Genomic DNA, 12698 nt, shown 5'->3' with positions numbered 1-12698 from the left:
CCCTTCTCATAATTTTTGACCATGTTTTTTTGTACCAACACACAAAACACCAGAAATAATTACTAGTAATACCCCTGCAACATAAGCGGCTTCAAAAGCATCATTTAATATTAAGACCAACCAAAACACTGATAATACGGGAGATAAAAACACCACTGATGCAATTTTAGCCGAATGCCCTGTATTCATCGCCTTGAACCACAAAATATAAGACACCCCATTGATTAAAATGCCATTAACCAATGTTGGCCAAAAAGTCGTTTTTGATGGTAATCGCATCTCACTAAATAATATCAGTAAAACAAAAGAAACCAGCGTTGAAAAAATAAATAACCACACAGTACTAATATAGGGGTCTATCGAATATTGGCGAGAAAAAACTGACATTAGTGCAAAGCAAAATGCACCACTAAAAACCAGTAATAATGCTGTTGGATTTTCAACATGAAGTTGTGTAATTTGCCCTTTGGTAAAAGTAATAATTACTGCAATAAAACCAATGATGATACCAACTACTTGTCTTCCCGCTAATTTGTCTTTTAGCAATACCACTGATAACAAGATAATAACTAATGGCCAACTATATTGAATGACCAATACGGCGATACCATTTTCAATGGAATAGCCGTAGTACAGTAACAAATAGAATAAACAATCAAGAAAACCAAGAACAAAGACTTTAACTAGTACATCTCTTGGTAAGATAAACAATTTTGCCAGTCTATACCCTGAAGCAAGTGCAACAATAATCACAGATATCGCTGAAATTAAGTTCGACCAGAAAAGGAATTGGAAGCTATCCATGCCTTCTTGCCCAAAACGAGAGACAATAGGAATAAAGCTCCATATCAATACGCAAGTAAAAGCATATAGCAAATAATTATATTGTCGCACCCTAGCCCCTATCTATTGTTATTTTCAGCAGATGGATAATTAAAATAAATAGCTTGAATAAAAAACGGGAGCTAGCAAAAAGCAAACTCCCGTTTTTTATTAACGATTAGCGGTTAATGATCAACAATAACCATAGTCCATCAGGCGCTGATAGCGACGGTTTTTCAACGCTTCGGCATCTAATACTTCTAATTCATCTAAATCTTCAGTCAGGCGTGCTTTTAGCTGTTCTGCGATTTCATCATAATTACGATGTGCACCGCCTAATGGCTCAGGAATAACATTATCAATTAATTTCAGTTCTTTAAGACGTGGAGCAGTAATCCCCATAGCCTCTGCTGCTAATGGTGCTTTATCTGCACTTTTCCATAAAATAGAAGCACAGCCTTCTGGTGAAATAACAGAATAAGTACTGTATTGCAGCATATTGACTTTATCACCCACACCGATGGCAAGTGCACCACCAGAGCCACCTTCACCAATAACGGTACAGATGACAGGGACTGATAAACGTGACATTTCACGTAAATTACGTGCGATAGCTTCTGACTGGCCGCGCTCTTCAGCACCAACGCCCGGATAAGCACCTGGAGTGTCAATAAAGGTAATAATAGGCAAGTTAAAACGCTCAGCCAGTTCCATCAGACGCAATGCCTTACGGTAACCTTCTGGGGCTGGCATACCAAAATTACGACGGATTTTTTCTTTTGTCTCACGCCCTTTCTGATGCCCAATAATCATGACTGGGCGACCATCTAAACGCGCCATTCCACCGACAATGGCTTTATCATCTGCATAAGCACGATCACCCGCTAATTCTTGGAAATCAGTAAATATGCGAGAAATATAATCCAACGTATATGGACGACGTGGGTGACGAGCGAGTTTAGCGATTTGCCAAGCTCCTAGATCAGAGAAAATTTTACGTGTCAGTTCAACACTTTTTTCACGTAAACGAGCAACCTCTTCATCTAGGTTGACTTCTAAGTTGTTATCTTGACGGCTAACCGCTGTTAGAGAATCAATTTTCGCCTCTAATTCTGCGATTGGCTGTTCAAAATCAAGAAAATCCAGACTCATAATATTCCTATTTTAGTCAAATTCTAATTCTACCTGCTCACTACCCAGCAGAGTTCGAAGATCGTTCAGAAGGGGATCCACTGGCGTCACACGCCAAACAACACCAAATTTAAGCTTGGCTCTGGCATCATCCTTCTGGTAATACAGATGAACCGGGATCGTTCCTGAACGATGAGGTTCAAGAGTGCTACGAAGCCGGTTCAGCAATTGATCGTTAATTTGTTTATCTGACAGTGAAATTGCAAGTCCTCGAGCATATTTTTCCCTTGCTTCACTAATATCCATTAACTCACGCACTGTCATTTTATTACCACCATTGAAATCATCAAAGCTGACCTGACCGGTGGCTATCAGGATATTGTCTTTTTCCAACATATGTTGGTATTTATCGAGCGCATCTGAAAATAACATAATATCCAGACGACCGGAACGATCATCAAGCGTACAAATACCAATTCTATTTCCACGCTTGGTTGTAATCACTTTAGCTGAAAGTACTAAACCTACCACAGTTGTCACTTGACCACGAGGGGTGGGGTTCACATCTTTTAATCTAAGCCCGTTAGTATAACGCTCTATTTCGCTCAAGTATCGCGTTATTGGATGCCCTGTTAAATATAAACCAAGCGTCTCGCGTTCACCATCCAATACCACCTGCTCTGGCCATTTAGGTACGCTTGCATATGAACTTTCAACTTGTTCGGGTGCTTCAGCTAAGACACCAAACATATCTGCTTGGCCTATTGCCTCTGCTTTAGCGTGTTGATCAGCCGCTTTTAACGCATCTTCAAGGGAAGACATCAATGCTGCACGGTGAGGGCCTAATCGGTCAAATGCCCCTGCCATGATAAGCTTTTCCATCACACGACGGTTAATTTTTTTAATATCAACTCGTGCACAGAGGTCAAAAATCTCTTTAAATATGCCGCCTTGTTGACGCGCTTCAACAATCGCTTCAATCGGGCCTTCACCGACCCCTTTAATTGCACCGATACCGTAAACTATCTCACCTTCATCATTCACATGGAAGTGATAAAGCCCACTATTGATATCTGGCGGCAATACTTTTAAGCCCATTCGCCAACATTCATCAACTAAACCGACCACTTTCTCGGTGTTATCCATATCTGCGGTCATGACTGCTGCCATAAATTCAGCGGGATAGTGGGCTTTGAGCCACAGTGTTTGGTATGAAACTAATGCATATGCTGCTGAGTGAGATTTGTTAAACCCATAACCGGCAAATTTCTCTACCAAGTCAAAGATTTTCATCGATAGTTCGCCATCAACCCCGTTTTTGATTGATCCCTCTTCAAAAACAGACCGTTGTTTAGCCATCTCTTCAGGTTTCTTTTTCCCCATCGCACGACGCAGCATATCTGCACCGCCAAGCGTGTATCCGGCTAAAACCTGAGCAATCTGCATAACCTGTTCTTGGTATAAAATAATGCCATATGTGGGCTCTAGAACAGGTTTTAATGATTCATGTTGCCATTGTACATCTGGGTACGATATTTCTTCACGACCATGCTTACGGTCAATAAAGTTATCTACCATGCCTGACTGCAGTGGCCCTGGACGGAACAATGCTACCAGTGCGATCATATCCTCGAAACAGTCGGGACGTAATCGCTTAATTAAGTCCTTCATTCCTCGTGATTCTAACTGGAATACTGCTGTGGTTTCTGAGCGCTGCAGCATATCAAAACTTTTTTGATCGTGTAGCGGAATAGCAGCAATATCAATCGGCTCTAAGTTTTTCTTAGCGCGACGCGCGTTGATCATTTCCAACGCCCAGTTAATAATCGTCAACGTCCGTAAGCCGAGGAAGTCAAACTTAACTAACCCTGCATACTCAACATCGTTTTTATCGAATTGTGTGACGGGGTTATTGCCTTCCGCATCACAATACAGTGGGGCAAAGTCCGTAATTTTAGTTGGAGCGATAACCACCCCACCTGCATGTTTACCGGCATTTCGTGTGACACCTTCGAGTTTACGCGCCATATCGATAAGCGCTTTAACCTCTTCATCAGCCTCATAAATTTCAGGGAGCTGAGGTTCTGCTTCGAACGCTTTTTCCAGTGTCATACCGGGATCTGGCGGCACTAATTTCGAAATTCTATCCACAAAACCATATGGGTGCCCGAGTACACGACCAACATCTCGGATCACCGCTTTTGCCGCCATCGTACCAAAGGTAATGATTTGAGAAACTGCCTCACGGCCATACATTTGAGCCACGTGATCAATCACTTGGTCTCGTTTTTCCATGCAGAAATCGACGTCAAAGTCAGGCATGGAAACACGCTCAGGATTCAAGAAACGCTCAAACAGCAAATCAAATTCCAGTGGGTCAAGGTCGGTAATTTTTAATGCATAAGCAACAAGGGAACCCGCCCCGGAGCCTCTTCCTGGCCCAACGGGTACGCCATTATCCTTCGACCATTGGATAAACTCCATAACGATCAAGAAGTAGCCGGGGAAACCCATTTGGTTGATTACGTTGAGTTCGATCTCTAAACGTTCATCGTACTCAGGACGTTTTTCTGCCCTGACTTTTTCATCAGGAAACAGAAATTCTAAACGCTCTTCGAGCCCTTCTTTAGAGCGCATAACTAAAAAGTCTTCTGTTTTCATATCCCCTGTCGGGAATTGAGGTAAGAAGTATTCACCTAAACGGATCGTCACATTACAACGCTTAGCAATTTCTACACTGTTTTCTAGCGCTTCAGGGATGTCAGCAAACAGCTCACACATCTCTTCTTCGGAACGTAAATATTGCTGAGGGCTATAATTTTTAGGCCTTTTGGGATCGGCTAATGTAAAACCATCATGAATAGCAACACGTATTTCATGAGCGTCAAAATCACTACTTTCAATGAAACAAACATCATTCGTTGCAACGACAGGTAGGCCTTTTTTAGTCGCTAACTCGACAGCCGCATGTAGATAACTTTCTTCATCAGGCCGCCCTGTTCTAACCAATTCTAAATAGTAGCTATCTGGAAAATGGGTTTCATAGAATGCAAGGCACTCATCCACTAAGGCTTGATTCCCCCTTAATAGCAATTGCCCGACATCCCCTTTACGACCACCGGACAGTAGAATCAAGCCGTCTTTATGCTTGGCTAACCATTCACGTTTTATGGTTGGCCCAACTGCACCATAACCTTTTTGATATGCTTCAGAAATCAGTAGGGTAAGGTTTTGATAACCTTCATTATTACGTGCCAAAACAGTTAAGTGAGATATTTCATCACCTAATAATTCACTTTCCACATAAAAATCAGCACCAATAATTGGCTTGATCCCCGCTCCATGCGCTGCACCATAAAACCGGACTAACCCACAAAGGTTAGTAAAATCGGTGATCGCAAATGCAGGCATGCCCATCGAAGCCACTTTTTTAACCAGTGGCCCCGTTTTGGCTAGCCCATCAATCATGGAATAGTCACTGTGGACGCGTAAATGAATAAAACGAGGTGATGCCATCGACCTAATACCTACTTATTGCTGTCTAAAGCTTTTCTCACAGGAGCAAAGCTTTTACGATGGAATTCGGTTGCGCCATGCTGCGCCAATTTTTCTAAATGATAAGCCGTTGGGTAGCCTTTATGCTTCGCAAAGCCATACTCAGGGAAAGCTTTGTCTAACTCGACCATTTCCCTATCTCTAATCACTTTAGCTAAAATGGATGCTGCGCTAATTTCTTGTACTAGACTGTCGCCTTTAATTACTGCCTGTGAAGGCATTGGTAACTCAGGGCAACGGTTGCCATCAATGAGAACATACTCAGGAACAATGGATAAACCCGCAACAGCGCGCTGCATCGCTAACATGGTTGCGTGTAATATATTTATATTATCAATTTCTTCTGGCTCTGCGCGGCCAATGCACCAACACAGCGCTTTTTCCTGAATTTCATCAAATAATTTCTCACGTTTTTTTTCGGTGAGTTTTTTTGAGTCTGCCAGCCCTATAATTGGCTTATTGGGATCAAGGATCACCGCTGCCGTTACTACAGCTCCAACTAAGGGGCCTCGACCCACTTCATCAACACCAGCAATTAAATTTGCTTTTGGATAGATAAATTCCATTAATTTTTGACCATCTCTAATACTGCTTCAGCCGCTTGTTTATCTGCATCACAACAAATAAGCTGATGTAATTGTAAAAAAGTTTCTTTCAGGTTTTCAACCTGCTCGCCACCTTCTAGGAGTGGAAGCAACTGCTGTGCGAGTTTATCAGGCTGGCATTCCTCTTGTAGTAACTCTTTGACAATCTCTTTTCCTGCTAACAAATTAGGCAAAGAAACATATGGCGTTTTCACTAACCGTTTTGCTAACCAGAAGGTGAAAGGTTTCATACGATACCCCACTACCATTGGGCATTTTGTTAGCATACATTCAAGTGCTGCCGTTCCTGACGCTAATAAAGTCGCATCAGCTGCAATCATTGCATCACGAGCTTGTCCATCTAAAATATGAATTTGCAGTTCAGGCGTAGTATTTTGTTTTATCTCATCAAACTGCTGGCGGCGTTTTTCATTCACCAACGGCACCACAATATGTAAATCTGGGATATTACGCTGTAATATTTTCGCTGTATTGAGAAAATCTGCGCTTAGCATTTCGACTTCTGAATGACGACTTCCCGGCAGTAAAGCTAAACATTTGACATGCTCAGGAATATTCAGCCGATGTCGAGCGGCTTGTTTATCAGGGTGTAATGGAATGGCATCGGCCATTGTGTGCCCGATAAAACGGCAAGGAACATTAAAACGATCGTAAAATGCTTTTTCAAAAGGTAAGAAAGCTAATACTAAATTCGTTGAACGACCAATTTTAAATACCCGCTTTTGGCGCCACGCCCAAACTGATGGGCTAACGTAATGAATAGTTTTGATACCTTTCGATTTTAAACGACCTTCTAAGGTAATATTAAAATCAGGGGCATCAATTCCAACAAAAACATCGGGTTGCAGTTCGGTAAAACGCTGGGTTAAATCCTTACGGATGGATAATAACCTAGGCAGGCGGCCAAGGACTTCAACAATGCCCATGACAGCAAGCTCTTCCATTTCATACCAAGCTTCGCAACCCTCGGCTTGCATTAAAGGGCCAGCGACACCAACAAAGCGAGCATTCGGTATTTGTTCTTTAAGTGCACGGATAAGCCCTGCACCGAGAATATCGCCAGATGTTTCTCCGGCAACAAGGCCAATAGTAAGTGGGCGGCTATTATTCACCGAAATTCGCTCCTTATTAAAGGCCTCAATTCATTAATACTAGATTAACGAATAATACCACGTTTAGACTGCGCTGAATCCTCTAAGAAATCACTAAACACTTTAACGTGTTCATTGGCTTTTGCCATTTCTGCGATCTCTTCACGGGCTTCTTCTAACGATTTGCCTGAACGATACAACACCTTGTATGCATTACGGATAGCATGTAGTGATTCTTTTTCAAAACCACGGCGTTTTAAACCTTCAAGATTTAAACCAAATGGTGTCGCGTGGTTACCTTGTGCAATGACATAAGGCGGCACGTCTTGTGCAACACCAGAACAACCACCAACCATGACATGAGCACCAATTTTACAAAATTGGTGAACTGCGGTCATACCACCAATAATGGCATAATCACCCAGTGTTACATGGCCACCTAGCGTACCGTTATTTGCAATAATACAACGGTTCCCAATGATACAATCATGGGCAATGTGCACATTCACCATCAGTAAATTGTCGTTGCCCACTTTTGTCAGGCCAACATCTTGAACGGTACCACGGTGAATAGTGACGCTTTCGCGAATACGGTTTCTATCCCCGATTTCAACTCGCGTTGGTTCACCTTGGTATTTAAGATCTTGGTTAATTTCACCGATGGAAGCGAACTGGAAAATCACATTGTCACGGCCTATTTTTGTATGACCATTAACGACAACATGAGATTTCAACTCAGTACCTTCGCCAATTTCGACATTCGCGCCAATATAGCAAAAAGGGCCAATTTGAACATTGGCACCGATGATAGCTCCATCTTCTACGATAGAAGATGGATGAATATAGGCTGTATTATCAATCATATCAGACCTCACGGCGACGGGCGCACATCATTTCTGCTTCGCAGGCCACTTCTCCATCAACTTTAGCAACACCTTTAAAACGTGCAACTCCGCGACGTTCTTTGATAAATTCAACTTCTAAGACCATTTGGTCCCCAGGCAGAACTGGACGTTTAAAACGCGCATTGTCTATCGCTGCAAAATAGTACAACTCACCAGGCTCTAATTTCCCAACGCTTTTAAACGCAAGGATCCCAGTTGCTTGTGCCATGGCTTCTAAAATTAATACGCCAGGAAAAATGGGTTTGCTTGGGAAGTGCCCTTGGAAAAATGGCTCGTTAAATGACACATTTTTCACTGCACGCAATGATTTGCCTTTTTCAAAATCTAATACACGGTCAACCAAAAGGAATGGGTAACGGTGTGGAAGCAGTTCTAAGATTTCTTCTATATTCAGAGTATGATTATCACTCATCGAAATACTCTTCCTGTCTATTAATACGGTTTAATTAATGAATCGGCCTGCTTTAACCTTAGATTAGGTTAACTGGCAGGCCGGAAAACGTAACTCAGATAACTATTTTAGCCTGAATTACAAAATGATTACTGATTTTTTTGATTTTGGCTATCTAATTCACGCTCGACATGTTTCAGGCGCTTATTCATCTCATTGATATTTAAGACTAAAGCAGCTGTTTTACGCCAAGATTTATTAGGCTGTAAAGGGATCCCCGAAGAATATACTCCCGGTTCAGTGATAGGTCTCATGACCATCCCCATTCCTGTTACTGTGACCTTATCGCAAATTTCCATATGGCCGTTGATGACACTAGCACCACCAATCATACAGTAGCGGCCGATTTTTAAACTACCCGCCATGATAACACCACCAGCAACCGCGGTATTATCACCAATTATGACATTATGTGCAATTTGGCACTGGTTATCGATAATAACCCCATTACCAATCACTGTGTTATCTAAAGCACCGCGGTCAATGGTCGTGCTCGCACCGATCTCAACACGATCGCCGATGATCACCGTGCCTAATTGAGGAATTTTGATCCAATTACCACAATCATTCGCATAGCCGAAACCATCAGAGCCAATTACTGTGCCAGATTGAACCAAACAGTGTTCGCCAATCTCAACATTGTGGTATACGCTGACATTCGCCCACAAACGGGTTCCTGTACCAATACGCGTATTTTTGCCCACAAAACAACCTGCGCCAATCACCACATTATCGCCAAGCTCAACACCACTTTCGATAACCGCATTTGCGCCAATTGCGACATTCTTACCAAGTTTTGCATCATCAGCAATGACCGCTGATGCATGGATATCTTCAGCCGGACTTGGCGTTGTATCCATAATTTGAGCCATTTTCGCATAAGCCAGATACGGGTTATCAACAACCAGTGCTGCGACTTTGCAGGCTTCGAGATCTTTTGCTGTGAGAACCACCGCTGCAGCTTGGCAATCAGCCAATTTATCGCTATAACGGCTATCAGATAGAAAAGTAATCTGTTGATTATTCGCTGAATGCATTGGAGCAATACCGGTGATGGTAATATCACCATCACCGTGTAATTGCGCATTCAACTGCTGAGCAAGGTCAGCCAATCGAATTGAAGACATCTATTATTTAACCTGTTTTTGAACCTGACTTGTAATGTCAACGCTATCTTTTGCATAAGCAACTGCATTTGCATCGATAACGACATCATAGCCTTCTTTAGCTGCAACAGACTTAATAGAGTTCTGAATACGAGTTAAAATTTTAGTACGCTCTTCACCTTGACGACGACGGTTGTCTTCTTCAAATTTTTGAGCTTTTTCAGCAAATTGATCACGTTTAGTCATGAGTTCAGATTCAAGCTTTTCGCGCTCACTTTGTTTCATTGTTGCACCATCACGGCGCAATTTTTCAACACGAGTTTGCAAATCTTTTTCTAGATTTTGTAACTCAGTAGCACGACTTTTGAATTCACTTTCAAGCTGTTTAGCAACGGCTTCACGCGCAGGCATATTTTGGAAAATTTCACCAACATTGACGATAGCGATTTTCTCAGCATAAGCACCCGCAGACATTGCTAAAGCAATACTCACACCCGCTGCACACAACAATTTTTTCACACTAAACTCCTTAACCCATACGTATGGCTGGAAATTTTGGTTGCTCCCATGAAATCATGGGAGCCATCATAAGTAGAAACTGTAGTAGATTACCACGTTCTACCAATATTAAATTGGAACTGTTCTGATTTATCCCCTTCGTAGTCTTTAATTGGCTGCGCATAGGAGAAGACCAGTGGTCCAAGTGGGGACATCCATTGTAAAGCCACACCCGCAGAAGCTCGAATGTTAGATGCCTTACCATAGTCAGGCATACCTGCACGCCAAGCTGCTGGAATACTATTCCAATTAGTGTCCCATACCGTACCCGCATCAACGAACAAAGATGTACGAACTGAGTTCGAATATTTTTCATCAATAAATGGAGTCGGAGTGATTAATTCAAATGATGCTGCGTACATCGCATTACCACCGACCGCATCACTTGATGGGCTTCCAGGCTCTGGACCTGCAACTCCAGTCGTTTTATCACGTTTCAAATAAACCGCTTTTGGACCGATATTATTCGAACGGAAACCACGAATGGTGCTTGAACCACCCGCATAGAAGTTTTCATAGAATGGCATTTGCTTGCTACCAATACCGTCGCCATAACCTGCTTGTGCACGCCCCAGAACGACCCAACTTTCGTCTTCATCCAGTGGGTAATACTGTGCTGTATCAAAGCGCAGTTTATAGTATTCGTTATCAGAGCCAGGTATTGTCACTTTAGCCGATACGTTTGTTTTATTACCCGATGTCGGGAAGAAACCACGATTTAACGAGTTATAAGTCCAACCTAAGTTGAGCGTAAAGTCATCCGCATCAAAGCTTTCTTTATTGCGTCCATTTTCTGTAACTGGTGGATTTTTACCCATAGAATCAAGGTAATCCCACATAGCAGCTTGAGCACGCATATCTGAAAGTCGGTTATGAACATAACCCGCACCGACACGGAAAGAGTTATTTTCATTGAATGGGAAGCTTAAGAAACTGTCTAGGCCATACGTTTTGTTGTTATAGCCTGACAAGTCAGCATCTTTCGCACTAAAGTCGTTATAGAAAATACGACCGCCTAAGCTCACACCATTAACCGTGAAATACGGGTCAGTAAATGAGAATTCAACGTTAGTTGAGTAGTCATTTTTACTTGCGTTAATACCAACCGCATTACCAGTGCCCAGCCAGTTATCTTGTGTAACCCCAACTTGGAAACTTACACCACTTTCAGTACCAAAACCGATACCGAAGTTCATTGAACCTGTATTACGCTCTTTAACCTTGTAGATAACATCAACTTGGTCAGGGCTACCAGGAACACGTTGAGTTTCAACATCAACCGTTTCAAAGTAACCAGTACGATTCAAACGTTCTTTACCTAGCTCAACAAGGTCATTTCCGAGCCATGCACCTTCCATTTGACGCATTTCACGGCGTAAAACGGTATCTTTACTGGTGTCATTACCTTGGAAACGAATTTCACGTACATAGAAACGGTTACCTGCATCAATATTTAAATGCAATTTAACTGTTTTATCTGCATCGTTGATTTCAGGCTGTGTCATGACTCGAGGATACGCATAACCATAACGGCCAAACATATCTTTGATTTTGTTTTCCATGCTCGTCACTTGAGCACCGTTATATAACTCTCCCGGTGTGATAGTAATAAGCTCTTGGATCTCGGCTAAGTGTTCCGCAGTATTACCATTAACCTCGACGCCAGATATTTTATACTGGTCGCCTTCTGTGATGTTAATCGTAATATAAATGCCTTTTTTATCTGGGGTCAGACTGACTTGCGTGGAGTCAATATTAAAACGTGCATATCCACGATCAAGATAAAAACTGCGCAGCGTTTCTAAATCACCCGCCAGTTTTTGCTTCTGATATTTTTGGTCTGCAGCAAGGTTCCACCAAGGTACATCATCACGCAATTGCAGCTTATTAACTAATTCTGCTGTAGTGTAATTTTTATTACCCACAATATTAATTTGCTGAATTTGAGCTGAAACACCTTCAGAGAAAACAAATTTTAAATCCACACGGTTACGCGGCAAAGGTGTTACAACAGCTTTTACTGTTGCATTATATTTACCAACGCTATAGTAAAAGTCTTCTAAACCTTTTTCGATATTCGCAATTGTCGTGCGGTCAAGTGCCTCACCAACGCGGATATTCGAAGCTTCCAAGTTCTGCTTGAGCATATCATCTTTAACAGACTTATTACCTGTAAAGGTGATACTTGCAATCGTTGGCCGCTCTTTAACTTGAACGATCAGCGTGTTTCCATCACGCAGGACCCTAACATCTTCGAAGTTACCGGTTGAAAATAGGGAACGGATCGAACGGCTGATATCATCGTTATCAACTGAATCGCCAACCCTAACTGGCATGTTCAATAATGCTGCACCAACGGCGACGCGTTGTAGACCTTCGAAACGAATGTCTTTAACTACGAATCCGTCTGAACCGTATGCAGTGGCGCTGCCGAAAAGCAGCGACGCTATGAGCAACTTTTTCATCGCCATCGT

General features: G+C 42.3%; 10 protein-coding genes. All 10 read right to left on the bottom strand.

All coding sequences use genetic code 11. The features are described 5' to 3' along the window. Window positions 1-6 precede the first annotated feature (6 nt). Window positions 7-894, bottom strand: a complete 888-nt coding sequence (locus G6Q48_RS03265; protein ID WP_166264470.1) for a DMT family transporter — start codon at window positions 892-894, stop codon at window positions 7-9. Between the two features lie 120 nt (window positions 895-1014). Then, window positions 1015-1974: an acetyl-CoA carboxylase carboxyl transferase subunit alpha gene (gene accA / locus G6Q48_RS03260; RefSeq protein WP_166264467.1), complete on the bottom strand. Its 960-nt coding sequence runs from the start codon at window positions 1972-1974 to the stop codon at window positions 1015-1017. Between the two features lie 12 nt (window positions 1975-1986). After that, window positions 1987-5469 (bottom strand): DNA polymerase III subunit alpha, encoded by a 3483-nt coding sequence (gene dnaE, locus G6Q48_RS03255; protein ID WP_102139926.1) that lies wholly within the window; start codon window positions 5467-5469, stop codon window positions 1987-1989. Window positions 5470-5480: 11 nt separating this feature from the next. Beyond that, window positions 5481-6074, bottom strand: coding sequence for a ribonuclease HII (gene rnhB / locus G6Q48_RS03250; RefSeq protein ID WP_102139927.1), 594 nt, complete (start codon window positions 6072-6074; stop codon window positions 5481-5483). Next, entirely contained in the window at window positions 6074-7225 is a 1152-nt protein-coding gene (lpxB, locus tag G6Q48_RS03245; protein ID WP_166264465.1) for a lipid-A-disaccharide synthase, read from the bottom strand. The genes rnhB and lpxB overlap by 1 nt, the downstream gene beginning before the upstream one ends. 44 nt (window positions 7226-7269) lie before the next feature. Further along, window positions 7270-8067 (bottom strand): acyl-ACP--UDP-N-acetylglucosamine O-acyltransferase, encoded by a 798-nt coding sequence (gene lpxA, locus G6Q48_RS03240; protein ID WP_102139929.1) that lies wholly within the window; start codon window positions 8065-8067, stop codon window positions 7270-7272. A 1-nt stretch (window position 8068) separates the two neighbouring features. Then, complete coding sequence (fabZ, locus tag G6Q48_RS03235; protein WP_004257450.1) at window positions 8069-8521, bottom strand: 3-hydroxyacyl-ACP dehydratase FabZ; 453 nt, start codon at window positions 8519-8521, stop codon at window positions 8069-8071. A 128-nt stretch (window positions 8522-8649) separates the two neighbouring features. Next, window positions 8650-9687 (bottom strand): UDP-3-O-(3-hydroxymyristoyl)glucosamine N-acyltransferase, encoded by a 1038-nt coding sequence (lpxD, locus tag G6Q48_RS03230; protein ID WP_166264463.1) that lies wholly within the window; start codon window positions 9685-9687, stop codon window positions 8650-8652. A 3-nt stretch (window positions 9688-9690) separates the two neighbouring features. Beyond that, on the bottom strand, window positions 9691-10185 hold the full coding sequence (gene skp, locus G6Q48_RS03225) for a molecular chaperone Skp (protein ID WP_004908780.1): 495 nt from the start codon (window positions 10183-10185) through the stop codon (window positions 9691-9693). An 89-nt stretch (window positions 10186-10274) separates the two neighbouring features. Then, window positions 10275-12695: an outer membrane protein assembly factor BamA gene (gene bamA / locus G6Q48_RS03220; protein ID WP_166264461.1), complete on the bottom strand. Its 2421-nt coding sequence runs from the start codon at window positions 12693-12695 to the stop codon at window positions 10275-10277. Window positions 12696-12698: the final 3 nt, after the last annotated feature.

It is taken from the genome of Providencia sp. M-27, assembly GCF_011077905.1.
Taxonomy (GTDB): domain Bacteria; phylum Pseudomonadota; class Gammaproteobacteria; order Enterobacterales; family Enterobacteriaceae; genus Providencia; species Providencia huaxiensis.
Note: the sequence above shows the minus strand (reverse complement) of the source record. Positions and strands in the feature narration are given on the sequence as shown.